This window comes from Henriciella mobilis (genome assembly GCF_003576315.1).
GTDB classification, from domain to species: Bacteria; Pseudomonadota; Alphaproteobacteria; order Caulobacterales; family Hyphomonadaceae; genus Henriciella; species Henriciella mobilis.
This window is the reverse complement of record NZ_QWFZ01000036.1, coordinates 77,986-102,570: the sequence shown is the minus strand read 5'-3', so window position 1 is coordinate 102,570 and position 24,585 is coordinate 77,986. Positions and strand designations below refer to the sequence as shown.

The following is a 24,585-nucleotide window of genomic DNA, read 5'->3' as shown; positions in this document are numbered from 1 at the left end:
TTCGGCCTGCTGACAGAAACGCGAACTGACCGGTTAAGCCGATCAGAAGTCCACCGGCCGCCCTATCCGGCTTTCTTCATGGTCTCGGAGAGTTCAATCAGCTGCCGCAGCTGCGATTCCGTTTCCACAATGGCGCGAATGGCCTCCGGGGCCGCCTTCAGTACATTCTGCGCCGGTTCCGCCGCGCCCAGGACAAAGCCCTGGATTTCATCGCACCCCGTCTTGGCCAGCGCTGCCAGCTCGATTTCGGTTTCCACGCCTTCGGCAACGACCGTCATGTCGAGCGAGCGGCCGAGACGGATAATCGTCTCGACAATGGACAGGCTGTTGTCGTCGGTGGCGATGTTCTGGACGAAAGAGCGATCGATCTTGATTGTGTCGAATGGCAACCGGCTGAGATAGCCGAGCGAGGAATAGCCGGTTCCGAAATCGTCGAGCGCAATTTGCACACCCAGTGCCTTGAGCGCCCGGAAAACGCGCAGCGCCCGTTGGTCGTCTGAGATCAGAACATTCTCTGTGATCTCGATTTCCAGGCGGCTTGCATCAAGCCCGGACTCGGCGAGCGCGGCGCGTACAGCCTCGACAAAGGTATGGTCGCGGAATTGCAGCGGACTGGCATTGACGCTGACACGCCGCTTACCGTCCTGCCGCGCTGCCGTCATACAGGCCTGGCGCAGGACCCATTCACCGATCTTGACGATCAGCCCACAGCCTTCGGCAACAGGTATGAACTCGCTCGGGCTGACCTGTCCACGACGCGGATGATTCCAGCGAACCAGCGCTTCGTAGCTCACAATTTCACCAGTCTCGAGGTTCATGCGTGGCTGGTAATGCACCTCAAGCTCTTCGCCCTCCAGCGCATTGACGAGGTCGAGCTCCAGCAGCTGACGCAGCCGGACATGTTCGTCCATGCCAGTCTCGAAGAGCGCATAGCAGTTCCGGCCATTATTCTTGGCATGATAAAGCGCCGTATCGGCCCGCGTGACCAGCCCGACAGACTGGATACCGTCACGCGGACAGAAGGCGACGCCGACAGACGCCCCGATCCGCACACGCTGGCCATCAGACAGCTCTATCGGCCGGCTGAGCGTCTCCACGAGGCGCATGGCGAGCTCTTCAGTCTGGCTGACGAAGTCGATCCTTGGCTGCAGCACGGCAAATTCGTCACCGCCCAGCCTGGCGACCGTATCGCGGCTGCGCACGAGGTCACGGATCCGCTCGGCGGTCGCCTTGAGCACTTCGTCGCCCGCGGCATGACCATGCAGGTCATTGACATCCTTGAACTTGTCGAGGTCGATGAGCACCACCGCAGACATGGTCTGCTCGGTCATTGTCTCGTCGATCATGGCAGACAGTCGATCATTGAACAGCGCGCGGTTTGGCAGCCGGGTCAGCGGGTCATGCAAGGCCATGTGGCGGATACGCGCCTCAGCCTTCTTGCGCTCTCGCAGGTCGACAATAGCGAGCACACGCATGTCGGTTCCCCTGAACGTCACGTCGCGGCTGCGGACTTCGACCGGGATCGCCTCACCCTTGGAATCGATGACTGACAATTCCTCGATTGGCGCATCCGGCGAGCGTGACAGTTTGTCGAGTTTGTCGATGTCGGCGCTGGACAGAAGGTTGTACAGAGGCCGCCCGCGCAGGTCTTTCAGGCTGGCGCCGACAAGCTGGCTAAGCGCGGCATTGCCATCGACGATTTCGCCATTGACGACCAGGCAAAGCGCTTCAAACGTCGCATTTGCCAAGGCAGACAGGCGCTCAGCCTCCTCGAAGCTTCGCCGGTCGCTTTCGAATTCGGCGCGCTCCTCCTCCCGCGACTGCATGGTCTCCATGAGGGCGTTGAACGTGCGCGTCAGGCGCTCGGCATCGTCGCCCTGCTCTATCGGCAGGCGCAGGTTCAGATCGACCGTTCCACGTGCAAGGTCGCCCATCGCATCTTCGATATGCCCGATACCGATACGGGTCGAATGTTCATTTTCATTGAGGCCGCGCTCTTCTGCTTCGCGGGAAACGCGGATCCCCGATACGGCCCTGAGCGTGATGTAAAAGGTGAGCCCGACGCCGAATGCCCAGCCGAAATTGATTGCGCACCCGAGCAGCTGCACAAGCGCCTGCTCGAAACGGCCACCGGCGGGCAGCACGGCAACCGGCGCCAGGACTGGCAGCAGCAGCACGCCGACAGCACCGGCGAACCCGTGAACACCCACGGCCCCTACCGCATCGTCGATGCGAAAGCGCGTCTCGAGCCATTCATTGAACCACAGGGCTGCGACGGCACCGCAGGCGCCGATCAGCATGGATGTACCGGGATTGAGGATATGGCACCCGGCCGTCACAGCGACCAGGCCCGCGATCAGCCCGTTGATCACCTTTTCCGGCAGCACCGACCGGTCGCGCGCCATCGTCCAAGAATAGCCTGCCAGGCAGCCGGCTGCGCCGGCCAGGATTGTGTTGAGAACAATCGCACCGATCTCGGCCGTCGCCGCCCCGGTGGAGCCGCCATTGAAGCCGATCCAGCCGATGTAGAGCATCAGCGTCCCGGCACCGGCCAGCACCGGGCTGTGCCCGGAAAACCGGACCGGCCGGCCATCTGCCGTGAACCGACCGCTTCTGGCGCCAAGCACGATACAGGCAGCGAGCGCCAGCCAGCCCCCGAGCGCATGAACGACGGTCGACCCCGCAAAGTCGATATAGCCGAGATTGCCAAGGAAGGCGCCAGGGTTCTCCTGCAAGGCGCCGCCCCAGGTCCAGTGAACAAAGACCGGATAGATAAACGCCCCGATGACCAGCGAACCGATGACATAGGCTGAGAGGCGCATGCGCTCGGCAACTGCGCCGGACACAATGGTTGCGGCGGTACCGCAAAACATGACCTGGAAGACAAAGAAAATCTGCTCGGATGCGCTGAGCTGACCAAGCCCGACAAATGACACCTGGAAGCCTGCCGGAAGGATGGATGTGGCGCCGAACGCGATCATGAACCCGACCGCAGCAAAGGCGATGGCAGACGCCGTGAAGTCCATCACGTTCTTCATCGTCACATTGATGGAATTCTTGGACCGTACCATGCCCGCTTCCAGCAGCAGGAAGCCAATCTGCATCAACATGACGAGTCCCGCCGCAACGAGGACCCAGACGTAATCCAGAAGCTGCGCAGTATGGGCAATCGGCGAGACGTGAGAGGCGGAAGCCGAGGCCTCAGAAGGCGATGGCAGGACAGCCAGGCCGAGAAGGCAGGCGGCAATTCGACAGACGCTCATGAGACTCGCCAAGCCAGCATCTCCTGTTCAAGGAATATGAAGAGACGATGCTGTCTTTAGCGGAGCTTCGTAAAATCCACGTAAACTGTTGCAAATACTATTATTCGTGGCGGACGCGAGATCTTTTGAGTGACGCGTCGAGCCTACTCGTTGCCGATGTAACCGAGAACGGTTGCCCGCTGGATCGCACGCGCCTTGCCGGCCACTCCCAGCTTCTTCGCACTGTTGGTGATATGAAAGCGGACCGTTGGAACCGAAATGTCGATGATGGTTGCAATCTCCGAGTCTGTCTTTCCCGCAGCCGCCCATTTCAGGCACTGGATCTCACGGCGGGTCAGATAGACTGCCGGGCTTTTGGGACCGATGGCCCGGGCGTCGTAATAAGTCGCGATGAACTTAAGCGCGAGGGCGTGCAGGTGCTCGGCATGCGCATCGAACAGGGGGCGCACGTCGATCTCCTCGTCGCTCGCCCAGACCACCGCACCGATGGTTCCGCCCGGAAGGTAGACCGGCGCGACAATAGCGGACGCAATGTGTCCTTCCTTGTACTGCTTGGGATCGTGGCTGGCCTGCAGGGCCTCGTTCGCACGCCAGCTGCCAAGCTCACCCTTGCCGAAATAGAAAGGTTCCGCACAGGTACGCGTCGCGTGAACCATCGCTGAACGAAGCGCAAAGGCGCGGTCCTTCCAGTACTGGAGCTCTGGATCAATCCAGCGAAACAGCGTCTCCGCAAAGGGGCGGCCATCCGCATCGACCATCGGCTCAGGACTGCCGATGTCGGCGCTCACGGCATTATAGGGTAAACCGAGGTCCTGGCCCGTCCGGCTGACCTCATGCGCAAGTGCAACAACCTGTTTTTCAAGCATGTTCAAAGGTGCCGAGTGTGTCGTGGACGTCCAACTTCAGAACCCTATTACAACTAGCAGCTTGTCGATTGCCACCCGTCACTGCAAGTTTAACTCAAGGGCAGCTGAGCCCAAAAAAAGATAAGCAGGGAGGGCGGGTCATGAAACTCACGCTTGATCAGAAGCACGAAGATTTTCGCCGTGAAGTCAGAATGTTTCTTGAGGAAAACCTGACGCCGGAGCTGGCGCAGGCCGGCCGACTGTCCACGAGCGTTTTCAGCGAGCCGCAGCACAGCAAGCCCTGGCTGAAAATCCTGAACGAAAAGGGATGGGCCGCACCACACTGGCCGGAAAAGTATGGCGGTCCCGGCTGGGACGAGATGGAAAAGTACATTTTCGCCTCGGAATGCGCGCGCGCGGGGACGCCTTCTCTCTCTCCCATGGGCCTGCACATGGTTGGCCCATGCATCATGGGATACGGTACAGAAGAGCAGAAAGCCTATTACCTGCCCCGCATCCTTTCAGGCGAGGACTATTGGTGCCAGGGCTACTCAGAGCCGGGGGCCGGCTCCGACCTTGCAAGTCTTCAAATGCGCGCCGTCTCTGATGGTGACGACTATATCCTCAACGGCTCAAAGATCTGGACGACACAGGCCCATCATGCCAACAAGATGTTCTGTCTGGTGCGCACCTCCACCGAGGGCAAGCCACAGCAGGGTATCACATTCCTCCTTCTGGACATGAACCTTCCTGGTATTCGCGTGGAACCCATCATCACGCTGGCTGGCGAACACGAGGTCAACCAGGTCTTCTTCGACGATGTCCGCGTGCCGAAATCCGGTCGCCTCGGTGAGGAAAATGATGGCTGGACGGTCGCGAAGTATCTACTCGAATTCGAACGCGGTGGCGGCAACTCCGCTGGTCTCGAAGCGGCTCTTGAGCGCATCCGGATCATGGCCCACGCAGAACCGGCCGGCGGTGGCCGGCCACTTGCCAGCGATCCGGCTTTCCAGCGGCGTTTTACCGACACGAAGATAGCCCTGGAAGGGATCGTCATAACGGAAAAACGCGTCACGGCGGCACTTGCCGGGGGCGGCAATCCGGGGCCGGCCTCATCGATGCTGAAGACCGCCCGGACCGAAACCATGCAGCGGATTGACGAACTGGCCATCGAAGCGGCGGGCCTCTACGGCAATGTCGATCAGATGGCCGCGCGTCAGCCCGGCTCAAATATCGAACCAATCGGCCCCCAGCACAGCCTCACGGCCATGCCGCGCTATCTCAATAACCGCGCAGGGTCGATTTATGGCGGGTCGAACGAGGTGCAGCGAAATGTGATGGCGAAGCTGCTCCTCAAACTCTGAACCTGTAATAAATATCGGCCCCTGTCATTTCCGATAGCTTGTAAGACTCCCCGTCTGCGTGAACCATCGCGCCTTGATAACCGACAACCGGGAAAACCCGGACAGGGAGGAAAATATGGTTCTCAGAGTTTCACTACGCCACAGTCTTGTCACGACCACGTCGCTGGCGCTTCTGGCGGGCTTCGGTCCGGCCGCTGTCGCGCAGGATAATGACACCGGCGCGGCAGCCGCATCCGAAGAGGCCGCAGCAGAAGCCGAAGTCGACAGCGATCGCCGTCTGACCTCGATCCAGGTGACCGCCCAGCGCAAGGAAGAATCGGTGCTCGACGTTCCGATGTCTATCCAGGCGTTTGGCGAAGACCAGCTTGATGACCTGCGCGTCAACAGCGTCGATGACCTCCAATCAGTCATCCCGTCCTTCACCGTGTCGCAGTCCTATCAGGGCGTGCCGACCTACACGCTGCGCGGTATCGGCTTCAATACGATCAACGTTTCCGCGACATCGACCGTCGGCACCTATGTTGACGAGGTCGCCTATCCATTCCCGTTCATGAACTCCGGCCCGGTTTTCGACGTGAACCGTGTCGAAGTCCTGAAAGGTCCGCAGGGCACCCTCTTCGGCCGCAATACCACGGCCGGCCTGATCAACGTCGTCACCAACAAGCCTGGCGATGAATTCGAAGGCAGTCTCGGCCTCGATGTCGGCAATTACGACACCATCAATTATGAAGGCATGATCAACGTGCCGCTGGCCGACAATGTCCAGGCCCGCTTTGCCGCCCGTCACGAGAGCAGCGAAGAAGGCTGGCAGGTTTCCGACCTCACCGGCCAAGACCGCGGCACGATCGACAAGACCGGTTTCCGCGCCGCCTTCGCCTGGCAGCCAACCAGCAACATCGACGTCGACCTTTCCTGGAATGGCTGGACCAATAACTCTGACACGATCGGCGGTCAGGCCATTGGCCTTACCCCGGCCACCAACCCGCTCAGCCCGTTTGCTGGCGGCGCCGCCGCCTTCAACGCGCCAGGCGTTGTGGACTATGTGCTGAACAACAATCCGACAGATGCTGAAACCGCTGAATGGGCGCCGACCTCGGCCCGCGCCAGCACGCAGTTCGGCATTTCGGGCTTTGATGGTCCGCTTGAGGAAGACTCCAGCTTCAACGCCTACAAGCTTGGCGTCGACTGGCGGTTCGACAATGGCATGCAGCTGTCCTCGCTGACCGGCTACAACGACCTGCAGCGTGAAGCCCTGCTCGACTGGTCGGGAGCCCCGGCGGCTATCCTGCTTCAGGACATTGATGCCGAAATCGAATCCTTCAGCCAGGAATTCCGCCTTGAAGGCTCAACCGGCATCGCGGACTGGATGGTCGGCGTCTATTATTCCAAGGACGAGATCACGGACTCGAACCAGACGCTTCTGCGTGACAATGCCAACAGCAATTTCATCAGCACGATCGCAACAGGTCTGGCTTACGATACCGAGAACACGCTGAGACTGCTGAACCCGGCGCTGGTGCAGCTCGAGCAGGCGAACCCGGCAGCCTATGCGGCGGCGATTGCGCAGCAGACGGCCTTCATCAACTCGCTGAATGTCGATCCGGAGTCCGGCCTGCCCTATTCACCGGCTGAAATCCTCGGATCGTTCCAGAAGTACCGGGACATCGGCGAATTCGAGTCTACAAGCGCCAGCATCTTCGCCAATGCCAACTGGCGCCTGACGCCGGAGTGGGAGCTGATCACCGGCGTGCGCTACACGCAGGATGAACAGGACTATATCGGGTGCTCCGGCGACATTGACGGCTCAATGCAGCCGAACGTGAACATTTTCAACCGCTTCTTCTTCGTCGGTTTCTATCCTGATGTGACGGCGCCGCCGGCCCCGCTCCTGGAGAATAGCTGCAACACCTACAGCAACGTCAAAAACAGCTTCGGCCCTGTCGAATCGAATGTCGATGAAGACAATCTCTCCTGGCGGGTCGTGGCAAACTACACGCCGACCAACATGGAGAACCTGCTGCTCTTTGGCTCGGTGTCGAAAGGTTACAAATCCGCTGCGACGCCGGTCAATGCCGCCTCCAAGGCAGAGCAGAACTTCCCGGCAACGCAGGAAAGCCTGCTCGCCTATGAGCTTGGCATGAAGGCCGGCCTGCTGGATGGCCGGATGCAGGCCAACGCTTCGCTGTTCTACTATGATTATGAAGACAAGCAAGGCGCGCAATTCTTCCCGGACCCGATCTATACGGCACTGTCACAGTTGCAGAACGCACCGGAGGCCAAAGCCTACGGCCTTGACGCGGAAGTTACCTGGCTGCTGACGGACGAGCTGACGGCGATTGGCGGTCTCACGCTCCTCAATATGGAGTATGGCAGCTTCGATACGTTCGACTTTGCCGGCCAGCCGACCAATGTCGAAGGCGATCCGTTCCTCTACAGCCCGGAAACGGCTGCCAGCCTGACGCTGCTCTATGACAAGCCGATTTCGCCGACGCTCGGCCTGCAGGCCACGCTGAACGGCCGCTGGCAGAGCGACTCGACGGCCGGCGACCCAGACAACCCGCTCTATGACATCGACTCCTACGGCATTCTCAACGGTTCGATCGGGCTCTATTCGCTCGAAAGCGGCTGGGAAGTCTCACTCTGGGGCCGCAACCTGACCGATGAGTACTATTGGCAGCAGATCACTTCCAACGCGAACGTGATCATGCGGTTCGCCGGAAAGCCACGTACTTACGGCGCTTCACTGACCTACCGCTTCTAGCAGCGTACAAAAATTCCTCCCGACATAGCTGGCGCCGGTTTCAAACCGGCGCCTTTTTTTGTTTGGAATCTGCGTACTGAGCCGGTGTCCGCACCTTCTTATCCGGCCTTGGACACGCCATCAAAGCAGGCGCAGGCTCACAACACTTGACATTATTGTAAATTGTAAACATTTGAACTGGGAATGAGGATTCAGCATGCCCGACGCAAACGACATTGCCACTGACGCGCCCTCGCAACTGCCCAGCGCAAAGATCGGATCGCGTGCGCCGGACTTCGAGGCGCGCACAACGGAAGGCCTCGTCCGCCTGTCGGATTTTCATGGCCGCTGGCTCGTCTTTTTCTCGCATCCAGCAGATTTCACGCCTGTCTGCACCTCGGAGTTCATCACTTTCCAGAACCAGATCGACCGTTTCAGGGCGATGGATTGCGAACTGCTCGGCCTGTCAGTGGACAGCCTGTATGCGCATCTGGCCTGGGTGCAGGATATCGAGGCGCGTTTCGGCGTGCGGATCACCTTCCCGATTGTCGAAGACATCTCCATGTCTGTCGCCCGTGCTTATGGCATGGTCCACGACTCCTCGGATTCCACCGCCGCGGTCCGCTCCGTCTTCTTCATCGATCCGAACGGCATCATCCGGGCAATGATTCATTACCCCCTTGCGATTGGCCGCTCGGTGGAGGAAATCCTGCGCGTACTGGCCGCATTGCAGACCTCTGACCGGGAAGGCGTTTCAACCCCTGAGGGTTGGACACCCGGCGAGGCCGCCGTCCTGCCTGCACCGGCCGATATTCGCGAAGCCGACGCCCGCGCCGCGATGAATGGCGGCGCCTGGTACTATACCCACAAGGAGGCCGGACAATGAGCCTCGACATGGACAAGATGCAACCGCTGGCCGGAGAAGCCACCGCCTTGCTCAAGGCGCTCGCCCATCCGGCCCGTTTGATGATCTGCTGCCAACTGCGCGACAAAGAACTCTCCGTCAGCGAGATCGAGCAGACCCTTGGCATCCAGCAGCCGCGCCTCTCACGTGAGCTCGCCAAGCTTCGCGACGAAGGCCTTGTCGAGACCCGGCGGGATGCCAAGTCGATTTTCTATCGCTTGTCGGACAGCTCCCGCGCCGGTGCCATGGTCGATGCGCTTTGCGCGGTGATGCTCGACAAGCCAGCACCTGCTTCCAAGCCACCTGCGCCCCCCGGGTCCAGCTCACCTCAATCCAGCGGTTCAGGGCATTTCGCCCGGATCGTCAGCTAACGAAAAAGGAAACAGACCCATGACCAAACCAATGGTTCAAGGGTTCTTCGACGACGCCACCAATACGATCAGCTACGTCGTCTGGGACCCGTCCACCGACAAGGCTGCGATCGTCGACTCGCTCCTCGATTTCGATCAGGCCTCGGGGCGCACCAGCACGCAATCGGCCGATCAGCTGATCGCCTTCGTGCGAGACAAGGGCCTGACGGTCGAGTGGATCATCGATACGCACGTCCACGCCGACCATCTCACTGCTGCGCCTTACATCAAGAGCCAGCTCGGCGGACGCACAGGCATCGGCGAACACATTTCGACGGTTCAAAAAGTCTTCGCCAGGATCTTCAACGAAGGTCAGAGCTTCCACACCGATGGCAGCCAGTTCGATCACCTCTTCAAGGATGGCGAAACCTACCGGATCGGCACGATAGAGGCCAAGGCGATCCATACGCCCGGCCACACGCCTGCCTGCATGAGCCACCTGATCGGCGATGCGCTCTTCGTCGGCGACACAATCTTCATGCCGGATTTCGGAACCGCGCGCTGCGACTTTCCCGGCGGCGATGCCGGCACGCTCTTCGACTCCATCCAGAAGCTGTTTTCACTGCCCGATGAGACGCGCGTCTTCCTGTGCCACGACTACAAGGCGCCGGGCCGCGACGAATTCGTATGGGAAACCACGATCGGCGAAGAGAAGGCGCACAATATCCATGTGAAGACCGGCACGACACGCGAGGCATTCATCAAGATGCGCACCGAACGCGATGCGACACTGGCCATGCCGAAGTTGATCCTGCCTTCAGTCCAGATCAACATGCGCGCGGGCAACCTGCCCGAGCCTGAGGACAATGGACAGCGCTACATGAAACTGCCGATCAACGCGCTGTAAACGAGGGGGCAAACCAGCATGCCATTCCGGCTGTCGAGATACTTCCCCATCCTGGAATGGGGGCGCGAGTACCGCCGAGAAACGCTGGTCAACGACCTGATCGCGGCGGTCATCGTGACCATCATGCTGATCCCGCAGTCACTCGCCTATGCGATGCTGGCAGGCCTGCCGCCGCAGATCGGGCTATACGCGTCGATCCTGCCGCTGATTGCCTACGCCATCTTCGGCACCAGTCGGACGCTTGCGGTCGGCCCTGTCGCCATTCTGTCGTTGATGACGGCCGCGGCCGCCGGAAAGATCGCAGCGCCTGGCTCTGATGCCTATGTGCAGGCCGCGCTGATCCTGGCATTCATGTCGGGCGCAATCCTTTTCGCGCTCGGCCTGCTGCGAATGGGGTTTCTCGCCAACTTCCTGAGCCATCCAGTCGTTTCGGGCTTCATCACAGCCTCGGGCATCATTATCGCCGCCTCGCAGCTGAAGCATATACTCGGCGTCGAGGCAGGCGGCCACAACCTGTTCGAGATCGTCCTCGCGCTCGCCCGCAGCCTGCCTGAAACGAGCCTGCCAACGCTGATCATTGGCGGCGCTTCGCTGGTTTTCCTGTTCGGATCGCGGAAGTTTCTCAAGCCATTGTTGCTGAAGGCCGGCCTGTCGGAGAAAGCGGCGACCATCGCCACTCGCACCGGTCCGGTCTTTGCTGTGATTGTCAGTATTCTCGCCGTCGCACTCCTGAGGCTCGATGAGGATGGCGTACGCATCCTTGGTGACGTGCCTCGCAACCTGCCGGACATCGGCCTGCCCGCCTTTGACAGGGACACCTGGATGCAGCTGGCCGGCTCTGCCGCCCTGATCAGCCTGATCGGCTTTGTCGAATCGGTTTCCGTTGCCCAGACCCTGGCGGCGAAGCGGCGCCAGCGGGTCAGCCCGAACCAGGAGCTGATCGGCCTCGGCGCCGCCAGCATGGCGGCCGGTGTGTCCAGCGGCTATCCTGTGACAGGCGGGCTTGCCCGGTCTGCGGTGAACTTCGACGCGGGCGCCGAGACGCCAGCGGCCGGCGCCTTCACGGCCATCGGCATCGCGCTCGCGACGCTCTACCTGACGCCTTACCTCTTTTACCTGCCCCAAGCCGTGCTGGCCGCAACCATCATCGTTGCGGTGCTATCGCTTGTCGACCTGAAGACGATCTGGCGGGTCTGGTCCTATTCCAAGGCCGACTTTGCAGCCATGGCGGCCACGATCCTTATCACCCTGCTTTCCGGGGTAGAGCTCGGTGTGACGACGGGCGTTGCCTTGTCGCTCTTCCTGCACCTCTACAACACAAGCCGGCCGCACTTTGCCCTAGTCGGCCAGGTACCGGGCACGCACCATTTCCGGAATGTGAACCGCCATGCCGTGGTGATTTCTGACAAGGCGCTGATCATCCGCATCGATGAGAGCCTCTACTTCGCCAACGCGCGCTTCCTGGAAGACACCGTCTATTGCGTGGTCAGCAACCGGCCGGACCTCAAACACCTCGTCCTGATGTGCCCGGCGGTCAATCATATCGACGCCAGCGGTTTGGAGAGCCTTGAAGCGATCAATCATCGCCTGAAAGATGCCGGCGTCACGCTGCACCTGACCGAAGTCAAAGGTCCGGTCATGGACCGGCTGAAGCGGTCCCACTTCCTCGAGGAGCTGACCGGCAAGGTCTACCTCGACACTTATGACGCGATGGTCGACCTCGATCTCGACTGCGTGCAGTCAGCCTTCAGCAAGGATGTGAAGACGACGACGCCCGATGCCATTCCCTGCCCTTCGCTCGCACTGGCAGGTCTGGAACGCATCTGAGATATCAGGCGGGCTGGTCGGCGAACTGGAGTTCGCCTTCGCGCGGTGGCGAGAAGAGGGGTGCCAGCCTGTTCGAGGTGACCCTCGAAAAGCTCGGTGGGTCCCATTCGGGCGCCGTGTTCGGATCGAGCAGCACAGACCGCATTCCTTCCCGAAAGTTGCGCGTGCAGACCAGCCGCGAGAGAACACGATACTCCAGCCGCAGGGCTTCTCGGTGATCTGACAGGATCGCGCCAGTCTGAAGCTGGCGAAGCGCAACACCGGCAGAGAGCGGGCAGGTCTTCGCAATCCGCTTGCCCTGCTCTTTCGCCCAGTCCGATCCAGCCGACAGGGCCGCAATGATCCCGTCGACCGTTTCATGGCTAAAGCAGTGCTCGATTTCCTCACTCGCCGATTCCAGGAATCCGGACTTGACCTCGTGCGGGGGCCCGAGGCTCCCGGGTCCGTCATTGCAGACGTTCTCCTTCAGCGTCTCCAGCTGCTCGGCATCGGCGATGTGCGTGGCAAGGCCGGACCAGACAAGATCGCTGCCCGTCAGCTCCGTACCCGTAAGCACCAGCCAAACGCCAATCCGGTGACGCAAGCGCGAGAGATACCAGGCGCTGCCGGAATCCGGGGCGAGCCCCACGCGGGTTTCCGGAAACTGGAAGCCTGTCTGCGGGGTCACCACCCTGTGGCCGGCCGCCATGGCAAGCCCGATGGCGCCGCCGAGCAGGCGTCCATCAAGGAACGCTACTACCGGCTTGTCATAGCGCCGGATCATGTCGATGAGGCGGTACTGCGCCGCAAAGAAGGATACCGCCTGACGGAAATCCCAGCTCGCACACTTGGCCAGGAAGCGCAGGTCGGTTCCCGAGTAAGTCAGACCGCCGGGATGCGCGAAATCCAGAATGACGTGGTCGACCTCTCTGGCCTCGCGCCATTCACGCAGCGCTTCTGTCATGGCAACAACGACATGCTCGTCGATGGCGTTGGCCGTTTCCGGTCGGGTGAACGACAAGACGCCTGCATGACCGCGGATGGTCCGCACCACATCTCCATCCGGACGCGAGGACCGTTCCGATGACGGAGCGTGACGGTATTTCGACGATGGCAGATCGGACGAACTCATGTCGCGGGGTCTAGGTCCAAATTCTTAAAACTACAATGACGGAAACACTTCAGCTGATGTGGCGCCACTTCGTGTGTAGGTCTGGTGGTCTGCTGGAACAGCATCGATTTCGAATGTCGCACGATTCCGTCCTCCTGAGGGCAAGTGACTCAGCACCTTACGCAAGGGAAGGATGGATAGCAGAATCAGGCCTTGCCGTCACGCATGCTTTGAGCGCTCGCTGCAGTCCACTTGGCCTGGGCCGGCGCCGTCGCGTTCCCCTCGAGCTGCCGGCGCCGCGCAACGACTGAGGAAAACCTGAAACTCATGGCCTGCATGTCGCCATTCGAATTCAGAAGCGCCATACGCTCGGCGGGGCTCAGCAAAGCCGAGAGTTCATAGACGGAGCTTGCCCGCTCCCCCCGGGCGCGCGCCATGGCAAGCGGGGGATGAACATCGTTGGGATCGAGAGGCCAGAACGGGTCGATCAGGGATGCGCGCTCCCTCTGCCGGTCGCGATCGAGCAACAGCGTCTGCAAGCGATCCGGCTCCAGGCTGGCGAAAACGGGCTTGAGTGACCGAGCATCTAAGTAACAGTCCGGCTCATCCAGGCTCGCTGGCGTCACGAGACCGCCATGACGGCCAGCGAAGTCGCCAGCTTCCGGCTTCGAGGTGAAATAAATGATGGGTGCACTGAAGATCAGACCGACCGTGGCCGGCGCAAGCCAGGCGGCATACACGGGTGAAATCGCGATGGCTGCCCCGGTCAGGAAGACACCGAGAAAGGTCGGGAAAATACATTGGGTGAAGGTTGTGGCGAAGGAATACCGCCCATCACTGCGGGCCTGCGGCGACCATCCGGAATCTCGCCCGCTGAACACACTGATCACCGCGCCCGTCTGGGTCGCCATCAGGATTGGCGCCATCAGCACGGAAACGACAAGCTCGCTCGCCACGCCCACGGCGGTCCGCGCCGCGCCGACTTTCCTGCGCCATGTCCGGCTGATCCAGCCATAAAGAAGGCCGTATATCTTCGGTGCAAACAGGATCGCCATGGTCACGACGAAGAGGCTCAGCGCACGTTCTGAGTCGATGACTGGCCAGGTCGGGAAAAGCGACGCCCCATCGCCGAAATAGTCCGGCACCATGAAGCTGTTCTGCAGCGAGAGCAGCATGCCAAGCGTAATGAAGATCAGCCATAAGGGCGATGCGAGATAGGAGAAGATACCGTTCACGAGATGGAACCGGCTGGTCCAGGTGAGCTGACGCGCCCTTGCCAGAACGGCCATGTGCTGCATGTTGCCCTGGCACCAGCGCCGGTCGCGAACGACATGATCAATGATTGTCGGCGGGCCTTCCTCATAGGAACCGCCAAGGTCTGGCCGTATCTCGACATTCCATCCGGCTCGCCTGAGCAGCGCGGCCTCGACGAAGTCATGACTGAGGATCGACCCGCCAAGCGGCGCCTTGCCTGGTATTGAGGGGAGCCCTGCACTCTCGGCCAGCGCGCTAACGCGAATGATCGCATTGTGCCCCCAGAAATTACCTTCCTTCTGCGCCCACCAGGCGATGCCATGGCCGAGCACGGGCCCGTAGAGTGCAGATGCGAATTGCTGGGCGCGGGCAAACAGGGTGCGCGCACCAACGAGTTGAGGGATGGTCTGCACCAGGCCGGTACGGGGTTGGGCGTGAATGGCTTCCACCAGGGCCAGGATCGTCTCTCGCGACATGTGGCTGTCAGCGTCATAGACAATCATGAAATCGTAGCGCCCACCCCAGCGGGTCACGAAATCCCTGATGTTGCCCGCCTTGCGGTGATGATTGATCGTCCGGCGCCTGTACCGGATGGCGACATCAGCGGGTGCCTTCTTCTGCAACTGTCTGACGCCGGCTTCTTCGAGCAGCGCAATGTCAGGATCGGTTGTGTCACTAAGAATGAAACACTCATATCGGCCCGGTGCGCCAGCCATCTGTCTGGCGGTTGCCAGCACGGCCGGAAAGACCTGATCAACAGGCTCATTGTAAACCGGGAAAGCGATGACGGTGCGCGCTGTCGAAATACTGACTGGCACGGCCGATGACGTGACCGCAGACCGCTCGGCCCGAACCGCACAAATGAAGCCGATCGTTGCATTCACGAAGGCAAAGCAGATCCAGCTGATGTTCAGTGCAAATACGGCCAGCAGCATCCATTCGAGGATGGTGAGACTGGAGACAGCGAGCACCTGATACATTTCATGGGTCGCCCAGCCCGTCAGCGCGAGCGACGCGGCCAGGACGAAAAGCTTGCGCCAAAGGCGGGAGCGTGGCCGATGGCGGAACTCCGCCCGGCGTGACCGGAACGCCTGGTCCGGCATATCTACCGGGAACTCGGTCGGCCGCGAACGATAAACCGTCACGACGCCCTCCAGCGATAGACCCATGTCTCGGTGACAGCCTTCCCGCCGCGCGTCAGCAGGGCTCGCAGCTCCACAACTTGCGCACTTCCGGGGTCGAGCTCGAAGCTGAGCCGGGTCAGGCCGGTCTCATGCTGATGCTTGATCGTGACATTGGACACCTCGCCCGCTGACGCCGACACGTTTGCCTCAGCAGCCTCAAGAAGCTCGGCATTTGTCGGTTCAAAGTCGATGACAAAAAGGCGATTGCCGCTGTTGGGCACCTGACCGGAGCGCGTTTGGGAGACGGCGGCAACAGACGGGATTGCCGGCGGGTTCAGTGCCCAGTGCAGTGTATAGGAGAAGTGGTGCTCCGCACCCTTTTCCCACGCCTTACCCGGCTTCCAGAACACAACGATATTATCGTTGTATTCGTTTGATGTTGGGATTTCGACCAGGGTCAGCTCGCCCTTCTCCCAACCCTGACCTGGCTCAACCCAGACGCTGGGGCGCAGATGGTATCCGGCTTCGATATCCGAATAGGCATCGAAATCCCGCTGGCGCTGCATCAGGCCGAACCCCAGCGGAACATCATTCGCCAGGATCGACATCTGCAATTGCTGGGGATTGCTCAGTGGGCGCCATACCCACTCACCATTGCGTAGGCGGAAGGACAGCCCCTGCGAGTCATGGACAGCCGGTCGAAAATCATCCCGCTGCTTCACCGCATCATGCGGCGAAAAATAGTACATGCTGGTCAGCGGAACGATGCCGAAATTTTCTAGTTGGCGACGCGGAATGATGCTCGCCTGGACATGAACCTGTGTATCCGGCCCCGGCTCCACGCGAAACGCGAAAGCCCCGGTGACGCTCTTGCCATCGAGAAGCGCATAGAGCGTGATACCATCGTCTCCCGCCTGAGGTTTCTCGAGCCAGAACTCCCGGAACACCGGAAACTCCTCGCCCTCCGATGAGGCGGTTCCGATGGAAATACCACGGGCTGAGGCGCCATAAAGCGTGCCGGCGCCGAGAGCGCGGAAAAAGCTGGCGCCCCGAAAGCTGATGACTTCGTCGAATTTGCCCGCGCGGTTGAACGCGCTAAGGACGCGAAACCCGGAGTAACCGAGCGCCTGTTTCGCCTCCTCATCGAGCGGAAGGTCGAAAAAGTCGAACTGGCCCGGCGCGTAGGATTTTTCGGTGACCTCACCGTTTTCAACTATGTTCAGCTTGATGCGGTGGCTGAAGAGATAACCGCTGGGATCAAGATGAACGCGATAGCCGGCCAGGTCACCCTCCCAGAGGATCGAACCGTCGAGGTTCTGAATGCGGCGGAACTGGTCATAGTCGAGCTGGGAGGCGGCTTTGGGTGTTGCGGGTGGCGGCTCATAGGGTTTGCTGGCGAGCGATCTTGCGGCAGCTTCGACGCGCGCCATTCCCGTCAGCGAGCTTTCGTCGTCCTGTGGCAATGACATATCGCGCGCAGCATCGGTCGGGTCGACGGCATCCGCCTCGCTGTCCTGTGGGGGGCTCTCTGTGAGGGGTGGCCCGTTTCCGATATCGGGCTCGTGATCCGTAACGATGCCGGGAAAGACGATGCCCGCGGTCTCATCGTGGCCGAATGGCGGCGGCACGGGCTGGTCGCTGGACTCCGGCTCGACAACCGCATTTTCCGGACCCATGTCGCCCTTGGCCGGGCGGTCTTCGCCTCCACAGCCAACGAGACCGAAGACTGCGATTGCAGTGAACAGCTTTCCTGTCCCTGTTACCCCAATCGGCTTCACAGCTCACCTCGATCCTGTCAGCACCCGGCAGGCTCGGCCCGGAAATGCTGCACTGCAACCACCTTTGAGAAGGATCGAATGAATTGTCGCTGAATTGGTTGCGAATTGGGCTGCTTCAGGAACAAAGTTTAATGTTCCGGCGTCGAAATCAGCCAGTGTACAGACCTGGGAAAAGGTTGGAAGTCTAGAGCGTTTCGGAAACGTGGTTGGGCAGACTTGCAGGATTCACCGTGGCGCGCTGCGCCCGATAAGCCGAGAGATGGGCATCGATGAGCGGCGCCCCGGCCGGCGTGGCCGCGCCCTTCAGGATCAGCGCATAACCGATGCCGACCGACGGCGTCAGCTCCTTTGTCGGCAGGCTGCCCATCGCCCAGGACAAAAGTGCTCCGCCAGTCGTGTGCGCCATGGCCTGCAAGACAATGTGCGATGGGATATCCCGTCCCAGAAAGCCGTCATCGCAGGCGGCACGGACCATGCCCAGCCAGATGGCGCGTGTCTGGTCGATCCTTTCCGGAGAGGAGAGGCCCGTCTCGTCTGGCCCTGTCGTATTAAGGAGCGCGCGCCAAAGCGTGCGGTAGAAGTCCGGGTCGCTGGTATAATAGCCGAAGGCCAGGTCGTGGGCGGCGAAGATCCGGTCGATGCTGTTGGACACGGCAAGACGCGGGAAGCGTTTGGCAAAATCACGTACATCCTCAAGCACAGCCAGCACAACCGCGCGCTTCGACCCGAACAGATTGTATGGCGTCGACAGGCTGACTTCAGCCCGCTGGGCGAGCGTGCGCATGGAGAGCTCTGTGTCGCCTGTCTCCCGGATCAGGTCGCGTGCCGCGCGGACGATGCGCAAGCGGCGCTCCGCCTTTGCCTTTTCACGCTTGCCAAGATCGTCAGCCACACCCTCTCCCGTGATCGTGCTACGCGGCTACCGCCGCGTGATCTGCTAGACGCGAGATATCTGCCTGCTCGTCGATTGCAAGACTCCGCAGCATTTCATCGCGGGCCGGGCCGGGATTGGGCGGATAGGCCGCGGCGTTCCGCTTCTTCCCGCGTGACCAGTAGTAGAGCACTTTCATGAGATTGCCCGGCTTTCCGAGCCATTTGTCCGGATGCTCCAGCATGTGAAACCCGCGCATCGCCTGACGGAGAAGCCCCACATCGGAACGTATCGCAATCCGCACGCCATCCTCAAAGAAACTCTCCATCATCCGGGCTTTCCAGCCGGCCCGGTAACCGGGTGTCAGCGCATTCCTGGCGCGCTTTATGGCCGACCGGTCCTGGCGGCGCTGATTGGTGTAGTAGGGCCGCAATTCTTCCTGCAGGGCCGCATGGTAAGCGATCTGCTGTTCGTCCGGATCTGTAGACCCAGCCAGCGACGCTCTCAGTGCTTCGGCGCTAACCGCGGCAAAAGAGCAGCCACGCCCGTATAGCGGATTTGTCCGGACCAGCGTGTCGCCCAGCGGGAAGTAGTTTCGCGTCGCTGGCTTGCTATCGTTGACCATGTAGCGCCAGCGGCTGTGGAGGTCCCCCATGCCATAGACCTTGCCTCTCGGCTTGGACCGGCGGTCATTGGTCCATGGCTCAAGCCCCGGAAGTTCTAGCGTGATTGCATGGAACGTGTCCGGATTGAGGATCGCCTTGCGAAGCTCGATCTCGACTTCCGGCACAGCGATGGTGATCGAAAAACAGCCATTGTCCCCAGGGAACACGCCGAACTTCAGGTAACCAAGATCACCGCTGCCAGGCGGGTTTTCGGTCCGCGACGGCTCCTCCATACCGGGAAGCAGGCGATAGTGGCGGGTGAAATAAAGAATACCGGCCGTCTCGCTCTCTTCGGTAATCGGGGCGCCTTCATCCATCAGCTGCTGGATGGTAAACCCCGACTTGCCGCTCGCATCGACAACGATCTCGGCTGCGAGTTCGCACATCACACCGCCCTCTTCGCCGCGCACTCCCAGAACTTCAACAACGCCGTCTTCGGCCTTTCGGATCATCAGATCACGCACAAAGAAGCCCGGCCTGATGGTCACGTTCTCAAGGCTTTCGACATACCGCCGCATGGTCAGTTCGAGTGTCGTCCGCCGGCTGGTAATAATGGTCAGTTCCGCATCTTCGGGCGCTGGCTCGTAAGTCTCCTGCTGCAGTTCGGTCAGCATCATGTCGAACGTCAGTTCGCGCGCGCCCATGGACAACAACTCGTCCAGCAGACGCGGATGCGATTGCTTGATGATACTCCTGAGACGCGCGAGGAAGGCGTGGCTCTGGCGGACATGCCCGGCGCCCTGGCGGTGCCAATCCAGAAAAGTTACATCTGGATCGTCGCTAGGCGGCGGCTGGTCCCGCTCCAGCAATGTGATCTGCCGGCCGGTCGGCGCGAGTGAAAGCGCTGCGCACAGACCGCCAATCCCCGCACCGATGACCAGGACGTCTTCTCTCATCCATCAATCTCCTTGAGGAAGCGGAGGATGACCTTGTTCGTCTCTTCCGGTGCTTCCTGCTGTGTCCAGTGGCCGATCCCCGGGATCAGCTCATTGATGCGCAGGTCGCGAACATAGGTCGGCATGGCCTGATAGGCTTCGGCCGCCATCATGATGACGCCATCCTTGAGGCCAGCAAGAAAGAAGGCTGGCTGGTCGATATGCTCCGGCGCGCCCTCTGTGAGCTTCCAGGCAAGATCGTGATTGCGATAGTAGTTGAGCGGGCCACGCATGCCGGATCGCTCAAACTCCGCAGTGTAGAAATCGAGATCGTCCTCGCTGAGCCAGGGCGGCAGCGTCTTGGGCTCAGGAAGTCCGGAAAACATGTCGTCATCGGGACCCTTCGCCGGAAGACTGGTAAGATCGGTTTCACCACCGGCCATCACCAGAAATTTCTTCAGGGCGGTTCGGATATCGGCCTCGAATTCAGCCTCGGCGACGCCCGGCTCGAAGAAGTAGAGCTGATAGAAGAATTGCCCCTTGAACATCTCACGCATGGCAGGCATCGGCTGAACGGGCGAGCGCGGCATGAAGGGCACCGACAGGGCCCCAACCGCGCGCACCTTGTCCGGATGGTGCAACGCACAAGCCCAGGCCGTCGGCGCGCCCCAGTCATGGCCGATCACAACAGCTTCGTCATAACCGAGCGTATCGATGAGACCGATGATATCCTTGCGGACTTCGACCTGGTTGTAAGCTTCGATCTCGTGCGGCTTGTCACTCTTGCCATAGCCGCGCATGTCCGGCGCGACGACGTGATAGCCAGCGTCTGCGAGCGGTTTGAACTGATGCCGCCACGAATACCAGGATTCAGGAAAGCCATGCAGAAGCAGGACAAGTGGTCCTTGTCCGGCTTCTGCAATGTTGAGCTCGATCCCGTTTGTCGCGACGCGGCGCTCGCTTACACCCGGCCAGCTCATTCGGCGGCTACCAGTTCAGGCTGGTCATCGCGAGCCCCGGGCAGAATTGCGCCGCGCGCTTCCTGATAGCCATCGCTGGCCGACCAGGCGACGCCGCCACCGACGATGACAGTATCAACGCCGTGGGAGTCGCGAATATAGCGGCTGCCATCGCCCGGGACGTCCTGGACGAATCTCTCGACACCGCGATCAACGGTTTCGGGATCGAAAATGGCAATGTCCGCGATATAGCCCGGCTGCAGCAGCCCACGTTCAGGAATACCCCAGATAGAGGCCGTGTCGGAGGTGATCTTCTTCACCGCATCCTCAAGCCGCATCGTCTTCAGGTCGCGCACGAAGTGGCCGAACAGATAGCCGGTGTCGCCATAGGTCGAGAAGGAGAGAATGTGCGCGCCGCCATCACTCGCGCCGATGTGGACACGCGGATGCTTGAGCAGGCTGACAACCTTGTCGTCGTTGTTGTGCCCCATGTCAGCAGCCAGGAAATGCGCGTCGAGGTCTTCTTCAACGGAAAGATCGATCATCGCCTCGACCGGCGTGACGCCCCGCTCCTTGGCGATCTCGGCCAGCGTCTTGCCGACATATTTCTGGTTCGCGTCGGTCTTCACCTGGCGCAGCACCAGCTTTGGCCAGAGGTCCTTGTATTCAGCAACCTCTTCAGCCCGCGCCTTGCGGTTCTCAGGATCGGCAAAGTGCGCCCTGATCTCTTCCGGGCTGCCGAAGCGCATCACGCGGTACCAGCCGGGGAAGCGAATGAAGAGCAGGCTCGGTACTGCAAAGGAGAAGGAAATGTCGATCGGGCGCGTCTGCACTTGAGGCCAGACACGGGCGCCGCGCGCAAATTGCTCATCGACCCGCTTCATCACCTTGTCGACGGCGTCGACATTGTCCGAATTCACGAACAGCGGCGAAAAGGTCGTCGGTATCTGGTACTTGATGGACAGCTCGGCGAGCTGATCGAGCCGGGCAATTGTCAGGTCCGGATCGTAGAATTCCGGCACGATCTGCAGCATGCGGCCGTATTCGCCGAGGACCGAGGCCAGCGCATCCACTTCGCGAGCGTCGGCATAGCGGCTGGGGACCGGCTGAAGCGTCTCGTCCATGTCGACATAGCTGGTCGACAGGCCCGCCGCTCCGGCATCGAGGCACTCGCGCAGCACATCCTGCATTTCCGCGATTTCCTCATCCGTAGCGGTGCGCTCTGTGGCGGCGTCGTTCATGACCCAGAGGCGGATGACGCTGTGGCCCACAAGCGGCGCAACGTTGATCGCGAGACCTTTACGAATGCGGGTGATGTATTCGGAGAAGGTTTCCCAGTCCCAGACGACACCCTCCCGGAACGCCTTGTAGGGCATCTCCTCGATCTGATTGAACATGCCGACGAGGCGCATGCGGTGATCAGCCTTGAGCGGGGCGAGAGACAGCGAGCAATTGCCCGGAACGATCGTGGTTACGCCATGCGAAAGGGCAGGCTTCGCCGCTCCATCCCAGAGTAGCTGGGCATCGAAGTGCGTATGCGGATCAATGAAGCCGGGCGCGACGACTTTACCCGAAGCGTCGACTTCTTTTCCGGCGGTTTCGGCGATCTTGCCGATCCTGGCGATGCGATTGCCTTTGACGGCGACATCAGCCTGATAGCCAGGCAGGCCGGATCCGTCGACGACGGTGCCGTTGCGGATGATGAGATCATACATGAGGGGTTTCCCTTTGGTCTTGTGTCTGGTCGTTGAGGTAGCGGGCGGAGGAAACAGCCAGCGCATCGCGCACATGCTCCCAGCCCGCACCGGCCAGGTCTTCCGGCTGGTCGGCGCCGGTCAGTTCCATCAGTTTGCGTGTGGCGAATTCATCAAGCGTGACGAGCGAACGCCCCCCATTCTCGAAGGCGAGCGTCACAATCAGCTCGGCGACCCCGTCATGGGCGGCCGCCACCCTGACATGCTGGATGACAGCGCCGCTCATGCAGCGGCGAGTGGCGGTTCGATAAAGATCACATCGCTCGGCAGGATCGGGTTGCCGGCACGCGGGCTTCCCTCAGGCGCAGGCGCGCGCATGAAGACGTGCAGGTTCCAGCTCTGAAGCCCGGATACCGCATCAGCCTCCGCCATGTCCGGCAGCTCACGGGCGGCAATGCTTGCCCAGGTGTCACCGGCTTGCGGCAGCACGGACTTCCTGACTGTTGAAAGTGTTGTCGCCGTCATGTTTCTCCCCTGCGCTCGTTTTTGTTTTTAGAACATGTTCTGATTTTTTGCGCAAGACGGAATTGGGGGGACGCCAGACCTCATTGATAAAGGCCGGACGGCAGCAAGAAAGGCGAACCCACCGGTTCGCCTTTGCCGTTTTGTCGATTGAGATGGGATCAGGCGGCCGCAAGCGCCTTGCTGCGGCGTCCAAGAAGGATCAAGGCTATCATGGCAATGACGGCGCCGCTGGCCATGTAAATCGAGACCGTTTGCAGCCCCTGTCCGGATTCGAACAGATAGCCTGCAATGATCGGCCCGAGGGCTGCACCGCCCCGGCCTATTCCAATCACGAATCCAGTTCCGCCCGCCCTGACATCGGCCGGGAAGTATTTGGCGATCAGCGCATACAGCCCCACCACGCCGGCATTGGTGAAGAAACCCACCATCGCCGACACAACCGACAATGCCCGCAGCGTGTCATGCCCTGCGCCAAAATAGGTGACGAAAACGAACGCCAGCGCGAGGACACTGATTGTCAGCCAGCGAATATCCAGCTTTCGGGAAAGCAGGCCGAGCACAATGCCGCCAGTCGCGCCACCGACATTGGCCCAGACAAGCACGTTGCCTGCCTCGGAGGGGACATAGCCCATGTCGACCACTAGCTTCGGAATCCATTTCAGGATGTAGTAGAAGGTCATGATGTGGGCGAAGTAGGCCAGCGTCAGCAGGAGCGTGACCGCAATCAGCGCAGGCCCCAGCAGGCGACGAAGGCCTCCACCACCGCTCGCCGCAGCACTTTCCTTCAGGTCCGGCAACCGCTCCAGCGCAGAATGGCCGAGGCGTTTCAGCGTCCTGTTGATCTTCTCGAGCGCCCCTGCCGGGCGCCGCGCCGCCAGCGACGACACCGATTCCGGCATGGCAACCAGCACCGCCGGCAGCATGAGAGCAGTCATGACACCGCCGAAGATAAAGACGGCACGCCAGTCGAAATGGGCCAGCAATTGCGAGGCGATCACCCCGCCAATGATTGCACCCAGTGGATAGCCGGTGGCCATGATCGTCACGTTGAGGCTGCGATAGCGATCGTTGGAATATTCGGCGACCATCGCGTTCGTACAGGCAAGCATGCCTCCAATTCCGAGACCCGTGAAAAGGCGATAGCCTGACATGACTGGAACGCTATTCGCCGTCGCTGCGAGGAACATCCCCAAAGTCATGACACACAGGCTCGTAATGATGATTGGACGCCTGCCGATCCTGTCAGCCGCCTGGCCGAGAATGATTGAGCCGACCGACATGCCGATCAGCTCCATGGACAGGACGAGGCCGAGCGCGCCACGGCTGATCCCCCACTCTTCCGCTATACCAGGCGCAGCAAAGCTGATGGAAAGGACATCGAACCCGTCGAGGCCATTGAGCAGTACACACAGAACGATGACGACAATCTGGGCACGCCCCATCCGTTCGCGTGCGAGTATTTCCACGGGCTGATCCGACATTTTTCCTCCCTGTCCATTCTGTTTCTTTCACAAGCTCGCAGCTCGTGGATGGACTTTTTTGACGTGACT

At 60.7% G+C, this 24,585-nt stretch carries 18 protein-coding genes; 6 read left to right on the top strand and 12 right to left on the bottom strand.

The genetic code is table 11. The features are described 5' to 3' along the window. Positions 1-62 precede the first annotated feature (62 nt). Both amt and D1227_RS17055 read right to left on the bottom strand, forming a co-directional pair. Complete coding sequence (gene amt / locus D1227_RS17060) at positions 63-3,263, bottom strand: ammonium transporter (protein WP_119405549.1); 3,201 nt, start codon at positions 3,261-3,263, stop codon at positions 63-65. Between the two features lie 143 nt (positions 3,264-3,406). After that, positions 3,407-4,129: a helix-turn-helix transcriptional regulator gene (locus D1227_RS17055; protein ID WP_119405548.1), complete on the bottom strand. Its 723-nt coding sequence runs from the start codon at positions 4,127-4,129 to the stop codon at positions 3,407-3,409. Between the two features lie 140 nt (positions 4,130-4,269). Here D1227_RS17055 and D1227_RS17050 point away from each other — a divergent pair, with 140 nt between their 5' ends. The 6 genes from D1227_RS17050 to D1227_RS17025 all read left to right on the top strand — a co-directional run bounded on the left by D1227_RS17050 (position 4,270) and on the right by D1227_RS17025 (position 12,200). Then, the gene (locus D1227_RS17050; RefSeq protein WP_119405547.1) at positions 4,270-5,472 is read left to right on the top strand and encodes an acyl-CoA dehydrogenase family protein; all 1,203 of its coding nucleotides are present in this window, start codon (positions 4,270-4,272) and stop codon (positions 5,470-5,472) included. 115 nt (positions 5,473-5,587) lie between these two features. Continuing rightward, positions 5,588-8,233: a TonB-dependent receptor gene (locus tag D1227_RS17045; protein WP_119405546.1), complete on the top strand. Its 2,646-nt coding sequence runs from the start codon at positions 5,588-5,590 to the stop codon at positions 8,231-8,233. 196 nt (positions 8,234-8,429) lie between these two features. Next, positions 8,430-9,098, top strand: a complete 669-nt coding sequence (locus D1227_RS17040) for a peroxiredoxin (protein WP_119405545.1) — start codon at positions 8,430-8,432, stop codon at positions 9,096-9,098. Then, positions 9,095-9,487 (top strand): ArsR/SmtB family transcription factor, encoded by a 393-nt coding sequence (locus D1227_RS17035; RefSeq protein WP_119405544.1) that lies wholly within the window; start codon positions 9,095-9,097, stop codon positions 9,485-9,487. The genes D1227_RS17040 and D1227_RS17035 overlap by 4 nt, the downstream gene beginning before the upstream one ends. A 19-nt stretch (positions 9,488-9,506) precedes the next feature. Next, a complete protein-coding gene (locus D1227_RS17030) occupies positions 9,507-10,373 on the top strand; it encodes an MBL fold metallo-hydrolase (RefSeq protein ID WP_119375128.1) in 867 nt (288 codons plus the stop codon). Between the two features lie 18 nt (positions 10,374-10,391). Then, the gene (locus D1227_RS17025; protein WP_119405543.1) at positions 10,392-12,200 is read left to right on the top strand and encodes a SulP family inorganic anion transporter; all 1,809 of its coding nucleotides are present in this window, start codon (positions 10,392-10,394) and stop codon (positions 12,198-12,200) included. A gap of 4 nt (positions 12,201-12,204) precedes the next feature. Here the strand turns inward: D1227_RS17025 and D1227_RS17020 are convergent, their stop codons facing one another. The 10 genes from D1227_RS17020 to D1227_RS16975 all read right to left on the bottom strand — a co-directional run bounded on the left by D1227_RS17020 (position 12,205) and on the right by D1227_RS16975 (position 24,516). Next, positions 12,205-13,311, bottom strand: coding sequence for an enoyl-CoA hydratase/isomerase family protein (locus D1227_RS17020; RefSeq protein WP_119375126.1), 1,107 nt, complete (start codon positions 13,309-13,311; stop codon positions 12,205-12,207). A gap of 185 nt (positions 13,312-13,496) precedes the next feature. Continuing rightward, positions 13,497-15,689, bottom strand: a complete 2,193-nt coding sequence (gene mdoH, locus D1227_RS17015; protein WP_119405567.1) for a glucans biosynthesis glucosyltransferase MdoH — start codon at positions 15,687-15,689, stop codon at positions 13,497-13,499. Beyond that, positions 15,686-17,446 carry an OpgD/OpgG family glucan biosynthesis protein gene (locus D1227_RS17010; protein ID WP_119405542.1) on the bottom strand — a complete coding sequence of 587 codons (1,761 nt, stop codon included), beginning with the start codon at positions 17,444-17,446 and terminating at the stop codon, positions 15,686-15,688. The genes mdoH and D1227_RS17010 overlap by 4 nt, the downstream gene beginning before the upstream one ends. Before the next feature lie 184 nt (positions 17,447-17,630). Further along, positions 17,631-18,338, bottom strand: coding sequence for a TetR/AcrR family transcriptional regulator (locus D1227_RS17005; RefSeq protein WP_119375124.1), 708 nt, complete (start codon positions 18,336-18,338; stop codon positions 17,631-17,633). A gap of 19 nt (positions 18,339-18,357) precedes the next feature. Next, on the bottom strand, positions 18,358-19,878 hold the full coding sequence (locus D1227_RS17000) for an NAD(P)/FAD-dependent oxidoreductase (RefSeq protein ID WP_119405541.1): 1,521 nt from the start codon (positions 19,876-19,878) through the stop codon (positions 18,358-18,360). Next, a complete protein-coding gene (locus D1227_RS16995) occupies positions 19,875-20,837 on the bottom strand; it encodes an alpha/beta fold hydrolase (RefSeq protein ID WP_119405540.1) in 963 nt (320 codons plus the stop codon). The genes D1227_RS17000 and D1227_RS16995 overlap by 4 nt, the downstream gene beginning before the upstream one ends. After that, entirely contained in the window at positions 20,834-22,531 is a 1,698-nt protein-coding gene (locus D1227_RS16990) for an N-acyl-D-amino-acid deacylase family protein (protein ID WP_119405539.1), read from the bottom strand. Before D1227_RS16990 ends, D1227_RS16995 begins: the two co-directional genes overlap by 4 nt. Further along, on the bottom strand, positions 22,524-22,796 hold the full coding sequence (locus D1227_RS16985) for a hypothetical protein (RefSeq protein WP_119375120.1): 273 nt from the start codon (positions 22,794-22,796) through the stop codon (positions 22,524-22,526). The genes D1227_RS16990 and D1227_RS16985 overlap by 8 nt, the downstream gene beginning before the upstream one ends. Next, entirely contained in the window at positions 22,793-23,035 is a 243-nt protein-coding gene (locus D1227_RS16980) for a hypothetical protein (protein WP_119375119.1), read from the bottom strand. Before D1227_RS16980 ends, D1227_RS16985 begins: the two co-directional genes overlap by 4 nt. A gap of 158 nt (positions 23,036-23,193) precedes the next feature. After that, the gene (locus D1227_RS16975) at positions 23,194-24,516 is read right to left on the bottom strand and encodes an MFS transporter (RefSeq protein WP_119405538.1); all 1,323 of its coding nucleotides are present in this window, start codon (positions 24,514-24,516) and stop codon (positions 23,194-23,196) included. Positions 24,517-24,585: the final 69 nt, after the last annotated feature.

Coding starts and splice junctions, on each gene's coding strand:
- amt (WP_119405549.1), bottom strand. CDS start 3,263: ATGAGCGTCTGTCGAATTGCCGCCTGCCTTCTCGGCCTGGCTGTCCTG.
- D1227_RS17055 (WP_119405548.1), bottom strand. CDS start 4,129: ATGCTTGAAAAACAGGTTGTTGCACTTGCGCATGAGGTCAGCCGGACG.
- D1227_RS17050 (WP_119405547.1), top strand. CDS start 4,270: ATGAAACTCACGCTTGATCAGAAGCACGAAGATTTTCGCCGTGAAGTC.
- D1227_RS17045 (WP_119405546.1), top strand. CDS start 5,588: ATGGTTCTCAGAGTTTCACTACGCCACAGTCTTGTCACGACCACGTCG.
- D1227_RS17040 (WP_119405545.1), top strand. CDS start 8,430: ATGCCCGACGCAAACGACATTGCCACTGACGCGCCCTCGCAACTGCCC.
- D1227_RS17035 (WP_119405544.1), top strand. CDS start 9,095: ATGAGCCTCGACATGGACAAGATGCAACCGCTGGCCGGAGAAGCCACC.
- D1227_RS17030 (WP_119375128.1), top strand. CDS start 9,507: ATGACCAAACCAATGGTTCAAGGGTTCTTCGACGACGCCACCAATACG.
- D1227_RS17025 (WP_119405543.1), top strand. CDS start 10,392: ATGCCATTCCGGCTGTCGAGATACTTCCCCATCCTGGAATGGGGGCGC.
- D1227_RS17020 (WP_119375126.1), bottom strand. CDS start 13,311: ATGAGTTCGTCCGATCTGCCATCGTCGAAATACCGTCACGCTCCGTCA.
- D1227_RS17000 (WP_119405541.1), bottom strand. CDS start 19,878: ATGAGAGAAGACGTCCTGGTCATCGGTGCGGGGATTGGCGGTCTGTGC.
- D1227_RS16995 (WP_119405540.1), bottom strand. CDS start 20,837: ATGAGCTGGCCGGGTGTAAGCGAGCGCCGCGTCGCGACAAACGGGATC.
- D1227_RS16990 (WP_119405539.1), bottom strand. CDS start 22,531: ATGTATGATCTCATCATCCGCAACGGCACCGTCGTCGACGGATCCGGC.
- D1227_RS16985 (WP_119375120.1), bottom strand. CDS start 22,796: ATGAGCGGCGCTGTCATCCAGCATGTCAGGGTGGCGGCCGCCCATGAC.
- D1227_RS16980 (WP_119375119.1), bottom strand. CDS start 23,035: ATGACGGCGACAACACTTTCAACAGTCAGGAAGTCCGTGCTGCCGCAA.
- D1227_RS16975 (WP_119405538.1), bottom strand. CDS start 24,516: ATGTCGGATCAGCCCGTGGAAATACTCGCACGCGAACGGATGGGGCGT.